Annotated in this window: 13 protein-coding genes; 5 read left to right on the plus strand and 8 right to left on the minus strand. The window is 64.9% G+C overall.

Features of this window, described 5'->3' with window-relative positions:
- Positions 1 to 175: 175 nt before the first annotated feature.
- Positions 176 to 1525, minus strand: coding sequence for an EAL domain-containing protein (locus tag EJ079_RS06570; protein ID WP_127382164.1), 1350 nt, complete (start codon positions 1523 to 1525; stop codon positions 176 to 178).
- Positions 1526 to 1755: 230 nt separating this feature from the next.
- Here EJ079_RS06570 and gshB point away from each other — a divergent pair, with 230 nt between their 5' ends.
- The 3 genes from gshB (at position 1756) to EJ079_RS06585 (ending at position 5223) form a co-directional block, all read left to right on the plus strand.
- Positions 1756 to 2697 carry a glutathione synthase gene (gene gshB / locus EJ079_RS06575; protein ID WP_127808436.1) on the plus strand — a complete coding sequence of 314 codons (942 nt, stop codon included), beginning with the start codon at positions 1756 to 1758 and terminating at the stop codon, positions 2695 to 2697.
- Between the two features lie 183 nt (positions 2698 to 2880).
- Positions 2881 to 4413 carry a YifB family Mg chelatase-like AAA ATPase gene (locus tag EJ079_RS06580; RefSeq protein WP_127811287.1) on the plus strand — a complete coding sequence of 511 codons (1533 nt, stop codon included), beginning with the start codon at positions 2881 to 2883 and terminating at the stop codon, positions 4411 to 4413.
- Between the two features lie 270 nt (positions 4414 to 4683).
- Complete coding sequence (locus EJ079_RS06585; protein ID WP_127318999.1) at positions 4684 to 5223, plus strand: J domain-containing protein; 540 nt, start codon at positions 4684 to 4686, stop codon at positions 5221 to 5223.
- A gap of 59 nt (positions 5224 to 5282) precedes the next feature.
- Here the strand turns inward: EJ079_RS06585 and EJ079_RS06590 are convergent, their stop codons facing one another.
- Entirely contained in the window at positions 5283 to 7451 is a 2169-nt protein-coding gene (locus EJ079_RS06590; protein ID WP_127808437.1) for a malate synthase G, read from the minus strand.
- 327 nt (positions 7452 to 7778) lie between these two features.
- Here EJ079_RS06590 and EJ079_RS06595 point away from each other — a divergent pair, with 327 nt between their 5' ends.
- Positions 7779 to 8102 (plus strand): hypothetical protein, encoded by a 324-nt coding sequence (locus tag EJ079_RS06595; RefSeq protein ID WP_127808438.1) that lies wholly within the window; start codon positions 7779 to 7781, stop codon positions 8100 to 8102.
- Positions 8103 to 8156: 54 nt separating this feature from the next.
- Here EJ079_RS06595 and EJ079_RS06600 read toward each other — a convergent pair whose 3' ends face one another.
- The 6 genes from EJ079_RS06600 to cysK form a co-directional block, all read right to left on the minus strand.
- Positions 8157 to 10199 carry a hydantoinase/oxoprolinase family protein gene (locus EJ079_RS06600; protein WP_127808439.1) on the minus strand — a complete coding sequence of 681 codons (2043 nt, stop codon included), beginning with the start codon at positions 10197 to 10199 and terminating at the stop codon, positions 8157 to 8159.
- Positions 10200 to 10445: 246 nt separating this feature from the next.
- The gene (locus EJ079_RS06605; RefSeq protein WP_127268750.1) at positions 10446 to 11072 is read right to left on the minus strand and encodes a CDGSH iron-sulfur domain-containing protein; all 627 of its coding nucleotides are present in this window, start codon (positions 11070 to 11072) and stop codon (positions 10446 to 10448) included.
- Positions 11073 to 11186: 114 nt separating this feature from the next.
- Complete coding sequence (locus EJ079_RS06610; protein WP_027040247.1) at positions 11187 to 11558, minus strand: hypothetical protein; 372 nt, start codon at positions 11556 to 11558, stop codon at positions 11187 to 11189.
- 125 nt (positions 11559 to 11683) lie between these two features.
- A complete protein-coding gene (locus tag EJ079_RS06615) occupies positions 11684 to 12040 on the minus strand; it encodes a hypothetical protein (protein ID WP_127396247.1) in 357 nt (118 codons plus the stop codon).
- Positions 12041 to 12089: 49 nt separating this feature from the next.
- Complete coding sequence (locus EJ079_RS06620; protein WP_127808440.1) at positions 12090 to 13577, minus strand: aspartate aminotransferase family protein; 1488 nt, start codon at positions 13575 to 13577, stop codon at positions 12090 to 12092.
- A 13-nt stretch (positions 13578 to 13590) separates the two neighbouring features.
- Positions 13591 to 14679, minus strand: coding sequence for a cysteine synthase A (gene cysK / locus EJ079_RS06625; protein WP_127268753.1), 1089 nt, complete (start codon positions 14677 to 14679; stop codon positions 13591 to 13593).
- A gap of 255 nt (positions 14680 to 14934) precedes the next feature.
- Between cysK and EJ079_RS06630 the strand changes: the two genes are divergently transcribed.
- Positions 14935 to 16923, plus strand: a complete 1989-nt coding sequence (locus tag EJ079_RS06630) for a transcriptional regulator (RefSeq protein WP_127808441.1) — start codon at positions 14935 to 14937, stop codon at positions 16921 to 16923.
- Positions 16924 to 17020 lie beyond the last annotated feature (97 nt).

Consider the following 17020-nt stretch of genomic DNA (forward strand, 5'->3'; position numbering starts at 1 on the left):
GCGTCCAAAAGGACGCGCGGCGCTGTAGCGTGATCGGCGCGCATCCTAGCCACGCAAGGCGCGCGGGCAAGGGCGAACCGCCGGATTTCTGGGCTTATGTCAGACAAAACGACAATGCGCCGCACCGGATGCGCACAGCGGCAGCACCAGGATTGCGGATCACGGGGATCGCCGGTCAGATCGCCTTGGCGCGCAGGGCGCCGCGGAAGGAATCGCGGAGATAGCCGAGCGTGGCGTCGGCATCGACCGGCTTGCCGAACAGATAGCCTTGCCCGCCGGCACAGCCGAACTGGACCAGGCGATCGGCCTGCGCTTCCTGCTCGATGCCTTCGGCGACGACGTCCATGCCGAGCCCCTCGCACATTGCGAGAATGGCGCGGATGATGTGTTCCGAGGGACGGTCGTCGAGAATGGAGGAGACGAAGGCGCGATCGATCTTGAGCTTGTCGAAATGGAATTCGCGCAGACGGCCGAGCGAGGACTGGCCGGTGCCGAAATCGTCGAGCGAGACGCGGATGCCGACGCGGCGCAGATCCTCGACGATCTGCGCGGCAGAGGCCGGGTCGTTCATCAGGCCGGTCTCGGTGATCTCGATCTCCAGCCGCCGCGGATCGAACCCGGTGCGATCGAGGATCGCCAGTATGTGCAGGCCGGTGTTCTGGTCGACGAGCTGCGATGGCGACAGGTTGAAGGACAGGAACAGGTCCTTCGGCCAGCTTCTGGCCGCTTCGGTCGCCTTGCGCAGCACCAACTGCGACAACGGGCCGATGATGCCGCGCTCCTCGGCGATGGGAATGAAGACGGTCGGCGGCACCGAGCCGAGGTCGCGATCGGTCCAGCGCGCCAGCGTCTCGAAGCCGATGGTGCGGCGCGTGGCGAGATCGACGATGGGCTGGAAATGCGGCTCCACCTCGCCGGCCGAGACAGCCCGGCGCAGCGCCTGTTCGATGCGGGTGACGCGCTTGGCCGCCTCTTCCATCTCACGGGTGTAGACGACGACGCGGCCACGGCCGGAACGCTTGGCGTGGTAGAGCGCCGTCTCGGCCTTGTTGATGAGGATTTCCGTGGTCTCGTCGCCCGAATAGAACAGCGAGCAGCCGACCGAGGCCGAAAGCCTGGCGGTGCGTTCGCCGACATCATAGGGCGCCGACAGGATCTCGATCAGCATGCGCGACTTTTCGGCCGCCGCCTCCTCGCTGAACACCAGGGGATAGAGAAAGGCGAATTCGTCGGCACCGATGCGGCAGACCGTGGAATGGCCGTCCATCGAGGCGCGCAGCCGCATCGCCACCTGGATCAGGATATCGTCGCCGGCCTTGTGGCCGAACAGATCGTTGATCGGCTTGAAGCCGTCGAGGTCGAGAATGCCGACGGTAAAGGGCGCGGGATCGTCGGCACGGTCGGCGATCAGGCGATCGACCTTGTCGAAGAAGCGGCGATGGTTGCCAAGCCCGGTCAACGGATCGGTGAATGCCAGATCCGTGCTCTCCCTGTTTGCCTGACCGGTGCCAAACGAAGTTTGCATCGGTGTCCCTGTTTTGTGACGTCGGAATTTATTTTCAGACTGGCAGCAAACCCTTTAGGAAACGTATCGCGAAATCGATTTTCCACGGGCAACCGCGACTGTTTCGAAGGATCGATGAAAGCAGCGCATTCGGGTGTCGGATGCCAATCCTAGGAATGTCGCGATTGGCAGACGGGCAGTGAGCCTGTACAGGCAAGACAGTCGTCCATCCGAGCCGCCGGAGACCCGCCATGAAGCTGAAAATCGCCGTCCAGATGGACCACATCTCCACAGTGTCGATCGCCGGCGACACCTCGTTCGCGCTGTCGCTGGAAGCGCAGCGGCGCGGCCATGAGCTGTTCCACTACACGCCGGATCGGCTGTCGTTGCGCGACGGCAAGGTGTTTGCCCGCATCGAGGAAATGCAGGTGCGCGACGAGAAGGGCAGCCACTATTCGCTGGGCGAGAAGGTGCGCACCGACCTGTCGGAGATGGATGTGGTCCTGCTGCGCCAGGATCCGCCCTTCGACATGAACTACATCACCACCACGCACATCCTGGAGCGCATCCATCCGAAAACGCTCGTGGTCAACGACCCGGCCTGGGTGCGCAACAGCCCGGAAAAGATCTTCGTCACCGAATTTGCCGACCTGATGCCGGACACGCTGATCACCAAGGATCCGCTGGAGGTCGCCGCCTTCCGCAAGGAGTTCGGCGACATCATCGTCAAGCCGCTCTACGGCAATGGCGGCGCCGGCATCTTCCATCTGCTCGAGGGCGACCGCAACCTTGCCTCGCTGCTGGAAATGTTCGGCCAGATGTTCCGCGAACCCTACATCGTGCAGCGCTATCTCAAGGACGTGCGCAAGGGCGACAAGCGCATCATCCTGATCGACGGCGAGCCGGTCGGCGCCATCAACCGGGTGCCGGCCGAGCATGATTCCCGCTCCAACATGCATGTCGGCGGCCGCGCCGAAAAGACCGAACTGACGGAGCGCGAACGCGAGATCTGCGCCCGCATCGGCCCATCGCTGAAGGAGCGCGGCTTCATCCTGGTCGGCATCGACGTGATCGGCGACTACATGACCGAGATCAACGTGACCTCGCCGACCGGCGTGCGCGAGGTCAAACGCTTCGGCGGCGCCGACATCGCCAGCCTGTTCTGGGACGCGGTTGAGGGAAAGCGCGGGTAAGCCGTTTTCATTTTGTCTTAACCATGTTCCGTTTTTGCAACCGCGCTCAATTCCGCTGCAACCCGAGCGGTCATGCGTTCCCGTAATGTTCTTGATTTGACCGGGGAAGTGTGATTGTCTTCCCGGCGGGCCATTCCTGGCCTGATCGCAGGGGCTGGGGCCAGCCTGAATTGGGGTTGCACGATGGTGGCGCGGGTTCGCACGGTCGCTTTCCAGGGCATCGAGGCCGTGCCGGTCGACGTGCAGGTGATGATCGCGCCCGGCAAGGTCAACATGCACATCGTCGGCCTGGGCGACAAGGCGGTGGCCGAAAGTCGCGAGCGGGTGCAGGCCGCGCTGCATGCTTCCGGCCTGTCGATGCCGTCGAAGAAAGTCACGGTCAATCTGGCACCGGCCGACCTGCCGAAGGAAGGCAGTCATTACGACCTGCCGATCGCGCTTGGCCTGATGGCTGCCCTTGGCGCCATTCCGGGCGACATGCTGGCCGGCTATGTCGTGCTTGGAGAATTGTCGCTCGACGGCACGATTGCCGCGGTCGCCGGCGCCTTGCCGGCGGCGATCGCCGCCAATGCCGAGGGCAAGGGCCTGATCTGCCCGTTCGCGTGCGGGCCGGAAGCGGCCTGGGCGGGCAAGGAATTCGACATTCTGGCGCCGCGCAGCCTGATCGCCATCGCCAACCATTTCCGCGGCACGCAGGTGCTGTCGCGGCCGGAAGCCGGCATCCATGCCGCCGCTCTGGATTTGCCTGACCTCGCCGACATCAAGGGCCAGGAGACCGCCAAGCGGGCGCTGGAAGTGGCCGCCGCCGGTGGGCATAATCTGCTCATGATCGGACCCCCGGGATCCGGCAAATCGATGCTGGCGCAGCGGCTGCCGTCGATCCTGCCGCCGCTGGCGCCGAAGGAGCTTCTGGAAGTCTCGATGATCGCCTCGGTGGCGGGAGAGCTCGGCGAAGGTAAGCTGACCGACCGGCGGCCGTTCCGCGCGCCGCACCACTCGGCCTCGATGGCGGCGATGGTCGGCGGCGGTATCCGCGCGCGGCCGGGCGAGGTGTCGCTGGCCCATCACGGCGTGCTGTTCCTCGACGAGTTTCCCGAGTTCACGCCGCAGACGCTTGATGCGTTGCGCCAGCCGTTGGAGACCGGCGACTGCATGATCGCGCGGGCCAACCATCGCGTCACCTATCCGGCGCGCATCCAGCTGGTGGCGGCGATGAACCCGTGCCGCTGCGGCATGGCCGGCGAGCCGGGCTATCGCTGCCTGCGCGGCGAGCGTTGCCGTACCGACTATCAGGCGCGCATTTCGGGTCCGCTGCTCGACCGCATCGATCTCAGGATCGAAGTGCCGGCGGTCTCGGCCAGCGACCTGATCCGGCCCGACCGGGCGGAGAAAAGCGCCGATGTGGCGCTGCGCGTGGCACGCGCACGCACCATCCAGCGCGAGCGCTTCGAGCGGCTCGGCGCCACCCGCGCCACCACCAACGCGCATTGCGCGCCCTCGGTCATCGAAGAGATCGCCATGCCGGACGCCGCCGGCCTGTCGCTGCTCAAGGACGCCAGCGAAAAGCTCGCCTTTTCGGCGCGGGCCTATCATCGCGTGCTGAAGGTGGCGCGAACGCTCGCTGATCTCGACGCAAGCGAAACCGTCGGCCGAATCCATCTGGCCGAAGCGATCTCCTACCGCATGAGCTCGGAGCGGATGGCGCAGGCGGCGTAGGTCCGCCGACAAGCCGGCCTCGCCACATTGCATTCCGCGATCACGCCATAACCCGGCCTCCGCGAATCGATCATCTCCACGATGCGGCGGACCTGATTGTCCGCTTGGCCGGCGTCCTTACCACCCAACGGCCCCCACCGACCGGACGCCGGCCATTTTCTTCCTCTTCCAGAAAGCGTGGATGTCATCGGCGTCGGACCAAGGTCCTGGCCCCCGCATTGACATTCCTTATTTAGACAATGCGAATATGGTGTGGTCGGGGAGCGAGCTATGTTCATTGATTATTACGAAGTTTTGGAAGTCAGCCCGAACGCCAATTCGGAAACGCTGGAGCGCATATTTCGCTATTTTGCGATGCGCTATCATCCAGACAATCGCGAAACCGGCGATGAAGCCCGTTTCAGTGAAATCGTGGAAGCCCACAATACGCTCAAGGATCCGGTCAAACGCGCACAATACGACATCGCGTACAGGGACCATGCCGGCCTTCGCCGTGAATTGACCGAGGAAGCTAGCAACACCAAAGGCATCGAGCGTGACGTCGTGATCCAGGCCAGGCTGCTGTCGCTGCTTTACGCGAAGCGCCGGCACGACGTCGGCAATCCCGGGATCGGAGATGTGGAGCTCGAACGTCTGTCAGACTGTCCGCGAGAGCATCTCGAGTTTCATCTCTGGTATCTGAAAGCGAAGGGCTGGATAGCAAGAGTGGAAAACGGGACGATTGCGATTACGGTGGAAGGCGTCGATCGGGTCAACTCCGAACACCGTCGCGATCCCACCATCCGGCTCCTGGACCATACAGCTCCCTGACGCCTCACCCCGGAGAAAGCAGGCCGAAAACCCGCCGCCCATACACGACACTGGCCTATTCAGCTCTGCTGCGCCTTCAGTTCCAGCCGCCGCGCGTGCAGCACCGGCTCGGTGTAACCGTTGGGCTGGACGCGGCCCTTGAAGACCAGGTCGCAGGCGGCGAGGAAGGCTATCGACTTGTCAAAGTCAGCCGCCATCGGCTGGTAAAGCGGGTCGCCCGCGTTCTGGCGGTCGACGATGTCAGCCATGCGCTTCATCGTCGCCATCACCTGGTCCTCGCTGCACACGCTGTGGTGTAGCCAGTTGGCGATGTGCTGTGAGGAAATACGCAGCGTGGCGCGGTCTTCCATGAGGCCGACATCGTTGATGTCAGGCACTTTCGAGCAGCCGACGCCCTGGTCGATCCAGCGGACGACATAGCCAAGAATGCCCTGCGCGTTGTTGTCGAGTTCCTTCTGGACGTCTTCGGGCGACCAGTTCGGCCGCACGGCGACGGGCACCGACAGGATGTCGTCGAGATTCGCCTTGGGCCGGTTCTTCAGCGCCGCCTGCACGGCGTGGACATCGACCTTGTGATAGTGCGTGGCATGCAGCGTCGCCGCCGTCGGCGACGGCACCCAGGCGGTGTTGGCGCCGGCCCTGGGGTGGGCGATCTTCTGTTCCAGCATCGCCGCCATCAGATCGGGCATCGCCCACATGCCCTTGCCGATCTGGGCGTGGCCGGCCAAGCCGCATTCCAGCCCGATGTCGACATTCCACGCCTCGTAGGCGGAAATCCAGGCGGCCTGCTTCATGTCGCCCTTGCGGATCATCGGGCCGGCTTCCATCGAGGTGTGGATCTCGTCGCCGGTGCGGTCGAGGAAGCCGGTGTTGATGAACACGACGCGCTCTTTTGCGGCGCGGATCGCCTCCTTGAGGTTGACGGTGGTGCGCCGCTCCTCGTCCATGATGCCCATCTTGATGGTACTTCTGGCCATGCCGAGCAGTGCTTCGACGCGGTCGAATATCTCGACGGCGAAAGCGACTTCGTCGGGCCCATGCATCTTGGGTTTCACGACATACATCGAGCCCGCGCGGGAATTGGCGCGGCGGCCGTTTGGCCCTACATCGTGCAGCGCGATCAGCGCCGTCATCGCCGCATCCAAGATGCCTTCCGGAATCTCGTTGCCGTCGCGGTCAAGGATCGCCGGGTTGGTCATCAGGTGGCCGACATTCCTGACCAGCATCAGCGAGCGGCCGGGCACGGTCAGCGTGCCGCCGGCGGGCGTCGTGTAGGAGCGGTCAGGATTGAGCTTGCGGACAAAGCTCTTGCCGCCCTTGGTGATCTCTTCCGCCAAATCGCCCTTCATCAGGCCGAGCCAGTTGCGGTAGACGACGACCTTGTCTGGCGCATCCACCGCGGCGACCGAATCCTCGCAGTCCTGGATGGTGGTCAGCGCCGATTCCAGGATGACATCGGCGATCCCCGCCGGATCGGTGCGGCCGATCTGGTTGTTGCGGTCGATGACGATCTCGATGTGCAGGCCGTTGCGCACCAGCAGCACCGCATCGGGATTGGCGGCATCGCCGCGATAGCCGACGAATTGCCTGGGGTCGGCCAGCGTCGTCGAGCCGGCGCCGGCGCTCAGCCGCAAGGCACCTTGCGCCAGCGACAGACCATTGACGCCGGCCCATTTGCCTAGGGTGAGCGGGGCAGCCTCGTCGAGAAAGGTCTTCGTCCAGGCAACGACCTTGGCGCCACGCGCCGGATTGAAGCCCTTGCCCTTTTCGGCGCCATCCGTTTCGGGGATGGCATCGGTGCCGTAGAGCGCGTCGTAGAGCGAACCCCAGCGCGCATTGGCGGCGTTGAGCGCATAGCGCGCATTCATCACCGGCACGACCAGCTGCGGTCCGGCAACATCAGCGATTTCCGGGTCGACATTGTCGGTCGAGACACTGAAGGCCGCGCCTTCCGAAACGAGATAGCCAATCTCTTTCAGGAAGCCCTTGTAGGCCTCCATGTCGACCGGTGCGCCATGCTCGCGATACCAGCCGTCTATCTGTTCCTGGATGGCGTCACGCTTTGCCAGCAGCGCCCGGTTCTTCGGCGCCAAATCATGGACGATGGCCGAAAAACCGTTCCAGAAGGCGTCCGCTTCGATCCCCGTGCCCGGCAGCGCTTCCCTGGCCACGAACTCATGCAGCTCGCGGGCAATCCGCAATCCGGCGATCTCGATGCGGTCGGTCATCAGGCTACTCCAGATGAAAGGCTTTGCGGGCCTTTGGCATGTCAGGTTTGCCGGGTCAATTCAGCTTAGGGTGAAGGTGGCGTATTTGCATCGCTTCGTCCTCCAGAGAGGAGCGCCATCGCAGGGCACAACTTGCCATGTCCAATCGCATATCGCGTCAATTTTCTCATTCCAGTAAACCCGGCTTTATACATTGCCTGTCAAATAAAGCAGGCAGCTTTGGAGTATGCCGATGTTGAGATTTGCCTGGCTTACTTTTGTTTCACTCGCTCTTGCATTCGCTGGCGTTGCTCCTGCCGCCGCTGCCGATATCGAGTTCATTGGCACATGGCAGCAGGTTTACTCAACCGGCGGCCAATGTGCGATTGCAGAGTCGTTATCCGCAGCGATCCCGGCCTGCAGGTCGATGCGAGCAATGGGTGGACCGCCGATCTAAAGGAGAAAACGATCAATGGGGAACAGGCCTTGATCGGAAACGGCAATTGGCCGGGTTCGGCATCAGCGGGGGCTAAGGCCAGAGCCTTGTCGGCAGCGTTCAAGATTCATCAAAATCGGCTGCTTTTGGTCATGCAAATCATCGACCCGAACGGCAGTCGAATACGGGTACACGCAGTATTCGAGCGACTTACTGTGCCCAAATCTTCCATCTGACGGCTGCCATGCGCATGTGTTCAAATGCGCCGACAGGTTTTCACAAAGGCTGCATCACACCGCAATGCGCGGCCGTCCCGAGGCCACGGCCACGACATGCGCCTCGATGAACATGCGCTGGGCTTCGACGGTCGAGACCCGGAATTCGGTGGCGACGTCGATCTCGGCGCTGTCGGTGCCGGCATCCCTGGCGCGCTCCGCGACGATGGCGCGGACATCGGCCTCGGCCGCCGCGATCGCCGCCGCCTCGTCGAGGAAATCGCGCACGGTTTCACCCGAGGCAAGACGAAACAGCCCTTCTATGGGCTGGCTGACCCGCGCCTCGGCCGAAACCCTGACCTGGCCGACGACGGCGCCGAGCGCGTTGGCGACATCGGTATCCCTGGGCACCACGCAGTCATTGCCGATCAGCGGCGGCAGCCCGGCATAATGCAGCGGCGCCGAGGCGCCGAGGCCGATGACCGGGCGGTCGAGCGCAACGCTCAGGCGGGCGATGCCGGGATGCGCGTCGACCGCGCGCTGCACCAGGGCGTGCGCCACCGTCGACGCCCCATCGAGCCCATCCTCGGCAAAGGCGGTCTCGAGGATGTATTCGGCCGACCAGCGGGTCAGCGTCACCAGCACCCGCTCCGAGATCGCTTCCGGCGAGGCGGCGATGTACTGGCCACGGCCGTCACGCTTGCGGGCGAACAATTCGGCGCCGAGGCGCGCGGCAACGGGATCCCAGTTCGCCTGCTTGCCCAGCACGTGGGCGGCATCCGACGGGGTGAAGCCGGCGACATGCACCAGCCCGCGCGACACCAGCCGGTTCAGCGTCGCGTTCTGCGCGTTCGAGGTCAAAAGCCTGTCGACGGCGAGCGGCACGGCACCAATCAGCTCGTAGAGCTTGGCTTCGGCGCCGGTCAGGCCGGCGGCGAGCCGATCCGGCACGCCGGTGCGCACCGCGAAGCGGCCGTCCATGCGGCCGGGATTGGGCGCCCGCAACTGGCGCTCGAGTTCCGATGTGACGGCGCTGCCATGCGCCATGCCGGCCAGCGCCAGCGGCACCAGGCGGCGCGGCCCGAGCAGGATCTTCGGGTTGAGCGCGCCATCTTCCAGCGCCACTTCGGAATCGCCGCCGAGGCCGAAGGTGCGCATGGCGACGGCCTCGACCATGGTCCGGAAGCCGCCGACGGTGGCGCCTTCCGGATCGAGCCTGGGACGGCCGCCGTCGAGCACGGCGACGTCGGTTGTGGTGCCGCCGATGTCGGACACCATGGCGTTGTCGAGCCCGGTCATGTGGCGGGCCCCGACGAGGCTGGCGGCCGGGCCGGACAGGATGGTCTCGATCGGCCGCTGGCGGGCAAACGCCGCCGAAACCAGCGCGCCATCGCCGCGCACGACCATCAGGGGTGCTGCAATGTTGCGTTCTCCAAGAAAACCTTCGGTTGCCGCCACCAGCCGGTCGATCATCGAGATCAGCCTGGCGTTGAGCAAAGTGGTCAACGCCCGGCGCGGGCCGCCGAGCTTGGCCGACAACTCGTGGCTCGATGTGACCGGCAGGCCTGTCTTCTCGCGGATCAGCTCGCGGGCGGCGATCTCGTGCGCCGGATTGCGGGTGGCAAAATAGGCGCAGACGGCAAAGCCGGACACCGAGGCGCCGAGTTCCGGCAACGCCGCTTCCAGTCCGGACAAATCGAGCTTGGCGGCATTGCCATGCACGTCGTGGCCGCCCGGACAAAAAACCACCGGATCGGTGCCGAGCGCGGCCTTCAGCCCGTCGCGAGCGAGGTCGCCCTCGGAAAAGCCGATCATCACCAGCGCGACACGGCCGCCCTGGCCCTCGACCAGCGCGTTGGTGGCAAGCGTCGTCGACATCGAGACCAGCTTGATATGAGCCGGATCGGTTCCGGCTTTCTGCAGCACCGCATCGACGGCACCGGAAATGCCCACGGCAAGATCATGCCTTGTGGTCAGCGCCTTGGCCTTGGCCAGCACCTTGCCCTTGTTCGGCCCTTCTTGCGGGCCTTCCGTTTCAGACCACAACACGGCATCGGTATAGGTGCCGCCGGTGTCGATCCCGAGGAACAGCGGCTTTGGCTTGGTCTTGGCGGTCATTTTTGGCGGCGGTCCGGGTGGCAATTTATTTGTCCCTGCCCTTAGCCGATACGGAGCGGGCGATAAAGCCGCGAGCGCTGGGCCACGGGTAATCTCCCCCCTCGAGGGGGAGATGTCGCCAAAGGCGACAGAGGGGGTCGGCACGACTGGATGCGACTTCATACGAGGCGAAAGAGGAAGCCAGCGCTCTACGCGAGATGACCCCCTCTGGCCTGCCGGCCATCCCCTCAAGGAGGGAGATCGCAGCTACCCCACAAACCCCACCTTCTTGTGCGTCCCATCGCAGAACGGTTTGTTGGCGGAATGGCCGCAGCGGCAGAGGAAGGCGCGTTGCGTACGGTCGACCGTATGGCCGGTTCCGGTGACGATCTCGAGATTGCCCTCAAGCTTGAGCGGGCCATTGGTGGTCGGCGTCACTTTCAGCGGACCATTCCTCGCTTCGAGCGCCAGCGTGTCCTTCAGCGGCGGCTCGCCAGTGGCGGCAAAACCGGATTTGTTGTGGCTGCCGTCGCAGAACGGCTTGTTCTCCGAAGCGCCGCAGCGGCAGAGCGTGGCACGATAAGAAGTCTCGCCGTCGAGCACGATCTCGGCGTGTACCGCCAGCGGGCCGTTTTCCCGCAGCCGCACCGTGTTGACCACCGGTGATTGCTCCTGCGGCCCGCCATCCTTCCTGACATAGGTGATGGCGCCCGACGGGCAGCTCTCGGCGATGGCGACGATCTTCTCGACGCTGGCCGCCTCGGGATGGATCCATTGGCCCGGCGCGTTGGGCACGAAGACATGCGGATCGCCGAGCACGCAGTTGCGCGAATGGATGCAGCGCTTGCCGGAAAACCCGACGTCGATCTTGTCGCTTTCGACCATGCCGGCCATAGCTGGGCTCCTTTTGCCTGAAGCACGTCGCGTCTGAACAGTTCGAGGCGGCGCGCGCTGGGTATTTGCACAGGCTATGGCTCCGGCCCGAAGACCGTCAAGCTGGCAAACCGGTCAGGGGACCAGCTCGATCTCCTCGGTCTCGCCGCCGCTACAGGTGTAGCAGCAATCCTCGCATTTTTCCGTGTTGCCGGGACCGACGCCCCAATAGGTGCCCTCGTCGCCATCGACCCAGGCGCCGTAGCAGATCGATTCGCCCGCGTTGCAGGATATCGGCAGCTGCTTGGTCTCGCCGTCGTCGAGGAAATAGTCCTTGTCCTCGCCGGGCCAGACATAGTCGCGATCCTGGCTGTAGAGCTCGACGCGCATGGCGTTCGGGTGGCTGTTCTTGATGGCGAAGGTGACATCGTCGGCTTGCGCCGCCGACGCAACCAGCATGACGAAGGACAGCGCGGCCAGCATGCGGCGCGCATAGGCATGAAACATGATAACCCCCCGAATAAGCGGCCCACCCGGCCGCGGGGCAACCATTGCATGCAGCGCTGAATCGCGGAAGTGGACCGGACGAAGCGATCCCTGACTTAATTTGGGTCCAACGACACTTCCGCGCTCTACGGCACCAGATCGATCGTCTCGGTCGAGTGTTCCACGCAGATGAAGCAGCAGGTGTCGCAGGGCTGGTCATTGTCCGGCCCGACGCCGGCCGAGAGGCTGTCGTTGCCGTCGGCCCAGGCGCCATAGCAGATTTGTTCGCCCTGATTGCAGGACAGCGGCACGGATTTCTGCGACTCGGGTTCGATCAGGAACACCTTGTCATTGCCCGGCCAGACCGTCTCACGGTCGCGGCTGAACAGCTCGACCGCGACAGATTCCTTGCGCAGGTTCTTCACGAAGAAAGCCATGTCGGCGGCCTGCGCCGAGGCGGTGAAGACCAGCGCCGTAAGTGCAACCATACGAAACAGCGTCACGGCCTGGATCTCCCGAATCATCGCGGCAGAATCGCATGCCTGCCCGTAACTAGGAAGGCGCGGAACCCTGCGTTGCGATGTCATGCCCCAGCCGCACCGTTTCATGCACCAGAAGGTCGAGATCTTCGCGCCGTGTGCGATGATTGGTGATCGCCACGCGCAACCAGTGCTCGCCATGCACCGTGGTGTCCGAAAGGGCCGCAATGCCCTGTTCCTGCAGCCGCAGCATGACCTCCGTGTTGAGCGTCTTCAGAGCCTCGCCTGTCAGACCGGGCTGATAGCGGAAGCAGACGATGTTGACGGTCGGCGATGCCGCCAGCTGCAATTGTGGCGCGGCCTCGATCAAGCCGGCAAGATAGACAGCCTGGGCAATGTTCTGGTCGATCAGGCGGCCGAATTTCTCGACGCCGTGCTCCTTCAGCGCCATCCACACCTTCAGCGCGCGGAAACCGCGCGACGTCTGCAGGCCGTAGTCGTGCAGCCATTCGCCGGAAGCGAGGCCGCGCGGCGTCGATTCCAGATATTCCGGCGTCACAGCGAAGGTCCCGCGATGCGCGGCGGCATCCCTGACCAGGGCGCAGCCGACCTCAAATGGGGCGTGCAGCCATTTGTGCGGATCGAGCGCGACCGAATCCGCCCGTTCGATGCCGGCGACGCGATGCGCGTTTTCAGGCGCAATGGCGATCAGCGCGCCGATGCAGCCGTCGACATGGAACCAGAGGCCTTCCTCATGTGCCAGCTTCGCAAGCGCCTGCAAATCGTCGATCGCCCCGGTGTTGACGGTGCCGGCCGTACCGATGACGCAGGCCGGCTTGAACCCTGCTGCGCGGTCCTCAGTGATCGCCGCACGCAAGGCAGCGATATCGATGCGCAGCCCGCTATCGGTCGGGATGCGGCGCAGTGCCCGGTTGCCGAGGCCGAGTGCCTCCATCGCCTTGCGGTGGCACGAGTGTATCTGCTCCGAGCCGTAGAAGCGCAGCGGCTTCTCGATGGCAGCAACGCCATGCTCGCGCACGTCGATGCCGGCCTTGACGTTGCGCGCCACGGTCAGCCCTATGATGTTGGCCATCGAGCCGCCGCTGACCAGCGTGCCGCCGGCAGAAGCCGGAAAGCCCAGCATCTGCTTGCACCAGTTCACCACCTGGCTGTCCATCAGCCCGGCCGCGTGGTTGCCGCCGCCGAGGTTGGAGCCCTGGATGGCCGCCAGGAAATCGCCGAGCGCGCCGGTGAAGTTGCTCGACCCCATGTACCAGGACCAGAAGCGCGGATGGGTGTTGCCCATCGGATAGGACATCACCGTGCGCGAGACCTCGCCATAGACGGCGGCAAGCGGTGCCGGCGAACGCGGCAGCGGTGCCGCGAAGGCCTCTCTCACATCGGCCGGCATCTCCCGCCAGACCGGGCGGTCGCGCACATCGCGGAGATAATCGACCGCATCGTCGATGACGCGGTGCGACAGGGCCTGTACATCGGCCCAGTCCGGGGGATCGAGCGTTTCCTCGGCCACCAGGCCGAGGTTTTCTTGCATGGCGTCCATACCAGATCTCCCGTCAAGTCGCCGGGAACTGGCAGCCGGGCGTCGAGCGCGACAGGGCGGCCTCCTCGGCATCCATCTCGGCCTCGATGCCATCGAACAGCGGCGTCGACATGTAGCGCTCGCCGGTGTCGGGCAGCATGCACAGGATCACCGCCCCGGCCGGCGCCTTCTCCGCGACCTGCCGTGCCACGGCGAAGGTGGCGCCGCCGGAAATGCCGGTGAAGATGCCCTCTTTCCGCGCCAGTTCCCTGGCCCATTTGATGCCCTCGGGCCCGGCGATCGGCATCACCTCGTCATAGAGGCTAGTGTCGATCGCCTCCTGCAGCACGTTGGGGATGAAGTCCGGCGTCCAGCCCTGGATCGGGTGCGGCTCGAAGGCCGGATGGCTGGCGGCGGGCGCACCATCGGCGCCGCGCTGCTGGACCTTGCCGCTGCCGATGAGCTGCGCGTTGGCCGGCTCGGAGAGCACGATGCGGGTTTCCGGGCGCTCGCGGCGCAGCACGCGCGCCACGCCTACCACCGTGCCGCCGGTGCCATAGCCGGTGACGAAGCAATCTAGCCGCGAGCCGGCGAAATCATTGACGATCTCGCGCGCCGTCGTCGCCTCGTGGATGGCGGCATTGGCGGCCGTCTCGAACTGGCGGGCGAGGAACCAGCCATTGGCCTCGGCCAGTTCCACCGCCTTCTTGTACATGCCGAAACCTTTTTCGGCGCGCGGCGTCAGCACCACCTTGGCGCCCAGCATGCGCATCAGCTTGCGGCGCTCGACCGAAAAACTGTCGGCCATGGTGACGACCAGCGGATAGCCCTTCTGCGCGCAGACCATGGCGAGGCCAATGCCGGTGTTGCCGCTGGTCGCCTCGACAACTGTCTGGCCCGGCTTCAGCGCACCGCTGCGCTCGCCCTCCTCGATGATGTTGAGCGCCAGCCGGTCCTTCACCGAAGCACCGGGATTGAAGTACTCGGCCTTGACGTAGATCGTCGCGTGGGCCGGTCCGAGATTGTTGATGCGCACCACCGGCGTGTCGCCGACGGTATCGAGAATGCTGTCGAACAAGCGGCCGCGCCCGGCCGTGGTTCTGATCTTCTGCTGCTGCAACATCTTGGTCTCCTTGATTGTCATCGCGTTTTGTCTTCACGGGCCGGTTACAAACCGGCGGGTCGGGCGGCGAGGTTTGGTGACCTTGCCGCGCTAGGACTGACATGCCGCACAGCGGCAATGGCTGGCATCCGGCGCTGAAATCCGCTGCCGGATGCGCCGTGTCGTGTTTGGTGATACAGGAGAGGCCGACAGGCCAGCGTGGGAGCAGGCGTGGAAACGCACGTGGAATCCAGCCGATCGAGGCCGGACGGCGACATGCCGGTCCTTTCCGTGCGCCTGCTCGGACCGCTGGCGATCTCCCGCAATGATGTGCCGGTTACGTTGCCGTCGTCGCGCAAACTGCGCGCTCTGTTGGCCTATCTGGCGCTGGCGCCGCATCCTGTCAGCCGCAGCCGTCTGTGCGAGCTGCTGTGGGACGTGCCGAACGATCCAAGGGGCGAGCTGCGCTGGTGCCTGAGCAAGCTGCGCGGCGCACTCGACGCGCCGGGCCGACACCGGGTCGTGACACAGGGCGACACGGTAGCACTCGATCTGAGCGATTGTCTGGTCGATGCGCTGGAGGTGAGCAAGGCCGCCTCGCAAGGGCTGGGCAGCCTTGATGTCGACCGCTTGCGGGCGCTGGCCAAACTGTTTGCCGGCGATTTTCTCGACGGGCTGGAGCTCGAGCGCAGCCCGCATTTCAACAGCTGGCTGATCGCGCAGCGCCGCCGCTTCAGCGCTTGCCATGCCGCCGTTCTGGGACGGCTTGTCGCAAGCCTGCCGGCGCATAGTGACGAGGCGATCGCCCATCTCGACACATGGGTGGAACTGGCGCCGTTCGACACGCGCGGACATCTGGCGCTGCTGTCCAATCTGGCCGGGCGCGGCGAGGCCGGCGCGGCAGAGCAGCACCTGGCTTCGGCGGAGCGATTGTTTCGGTCGGAGGAGCTCGATTTCGCACCGCTTCGCGCGGCTTGGCGGGCGATCCGTGAACAACGGCCCGGGTCCTCGCCACGGACACAGGCGGCCTGCCTGTCCACGCTATCGCCACTGGTGGCCACCACCGTACCCGGCCCGGTCGAGCCCAGCCACGCGTCGCTGGCGGTGATGCCGTTTGTCGAGGAGAGCGGCGGCACGCGCGGCGGATTGGCCGACGGTTTCACCCACGACATCATCACCCGCCTGGCCAAGCTCAGGGATTTCTTCGTCATCGCGCGCGGATCGGTGTTTGCGCTGGCAGAGCAGAACATCGCGCCCGAGGATGCCGGCCGCCGGCTGAATGTCGACTATGTCGCCACCGGCACGGTGCGCAGCCCGTCCGGCCGCCTCATCGTCGGCGTCGAACTGATCGAGGTGCGCAGCGCCAGGATCGTCTGGGCCGAGACCTTCGAGCGCAGGCCCGATGACATCTTTTCCGTGCTCGACGACATCGGCAACAGCATCGTCTCCTCGATCTCGGCCGAGATCGAAACCGTCGAGCGCAACCGCGCCATGCTGAAGGCGCCCAGCTCGCTCAACGCTTGGGAGGCCTACCATCGCGGCCTCTGGCACATGTACCGCTTCACCCAGGCGGAAAACGAACAGGCGCGGCATTTCTTTGCCCAGGCCTTGCATCTCGACCCGACCTTTGCCCGCGCCTATGCCGGCCTGTCCTTCACCCACTGGCAGAACGCCTTCCAGCGCTGGGGCGACCGCGACCGCGAAAGCGCGCTGGCCTTCGAGAGCGCCGGACACAGCCTGCTGGTCGACGACCACAATCCGGCCGCGCATTGGGCGATGGGCCGGGCGCTGTGGCTGCGCGGCGAGCAGGACGGCTCGCTGCTCGAACTCGAGCGGGCTGTCGATCTCAGCCCCAACTTCGCGCTTGGCCACTACGCGCTGTCCTTCGTGCATTCGCAGTCGGGCGACCCGCGAGCGGCGATAGGCTCTTCGGATCATTCGCGCCATCTCAGCCCGTTCGACCCGCTGCTGTTCGGCATGCTGGGCGCACGCGCCATGGCGCATGTCCGGCTCGGCCAGTTCGCGGAAGCGGCCGAATGGGCGCTGAAGGCGGCGGCGCGGCCCAACGCCCACGCCATCATACTGGCGATCGCCGCGCACTGCCTGGCGCTGGCCGGACGGCTCGACGAAGCGCGCGGCTTCGCCGCCGCCATTCGCAAGACAAGGCCGGACTATTGCGCCGACGATTTCATCGGCACCTTCCGCTTCGAGCCGGACGCCGTGGCGCTGTTCCGGCAGGGCGCCAGGCTTATCGGGCTGAACTGAAGCTGGCTCGCCATCTCTGGGATCGCCTGGGAATTTCGCCTCAATTCCGCTGGGTTAACGAAGTCGGAAGGAGTTGTTTAACCGTTTGCAGCTATGT

This window comes from Mesorhizobium sp. M7A.F.Ce.TU.012.03.2.1 (assembly GCF_004006095.1).
Classification (GTDB): Bacteria; Pseudomonadota; Alphaproteobacteria; order Rhizobiales; family Rhizobiaceae; genus Mesorhizobium.

Bases quoted from the DNA above. Each gene is read 5' to 3' on its own strand.
- EJ079_RS06630 (WP_127808441.1), top strand. From the start codon at position 14,935: ATGCCGGTCCTTTCCGTGCGCCTGCTCGGACCGCTGGCGATCTCCCGC.
- EJ079_RS06585 (WP_127318999.1), top strand. From the start codon at position 4,684: ATGTTCATTGATTATTACGAAGTTTTGGAAGTCAGCCCGAACGCCAAT.
- EJ079_RS06600 (WP_127808439.1), bottom strand. From the start codon at position 10,199: ATGACCGCCAAGACCAAGCCAAAGCCGCTGTTCCTCGGGATCGACACC.
- gshB (WP_127808436.1), top strand. From the start codon at position 1,756: ATGAAGCTGAAAATCGCCGTCCAGATGGACCACATCTCCACAGTGTCG.
- EJ079_RS06620 (WP_127808440.1), bottom strand. From the start codon at position 13,577: ATGGACGCCATGCAAGAAAACCTCGGCCTGGTGGCCGAGGAAACGCTC.
- EJ079_RS06570 (WP_127382164.1), bottom strand. From the start codon at position 1,525: ATGCAAACTTCGTTTGGCACCGGTCAGGCAAACAGGGAGAGCACGGAT.
- EJ079_RS06605 (WP_127268750.1), bottom strand. From the start codon at position 11,072: ATGGCCGGCATGGTCGAAAGCGACAAGATCGACGTCGGGTTTTCCGGC.
- cysK (WP_127268753.1), bottom strand. From the start codon at position 14,679: ATGTTGCAGCAGCAGAAGATCAGAACCACGGCCGGGCGCGGCCGCTTG.
- EJ079_RS06610 (WP_027040247.1), bottom strand. From the start codon at position 11,558: ATGTTTCATGCCTATGCGCGCCGCATGCTGGCCGCGCTGTCCTTCGTC.
- EJ079_RS06590 (WP_127808437.1), bottom strand. From the start codon at position 7,451: ATGACCGACCGCATCGAGATCGCCGGATTGCGGATTGCCCGCGAGCTG.
- EJ079_RS06580 (WP_127811287.1), top strand. From the start codon at position 2,881: ATGGTGGCGCGGGTTCGCACGGTCGCTTTCCAGGGCATCGAGGCCGTG.
- EJ079_RS06595 (WP_127808438.1), top strand. From the start codon at position 7,779: ATGGCAGCAGGTTTACTCAACCGGCGGCCAATGTGCGATTGCAGAGTC.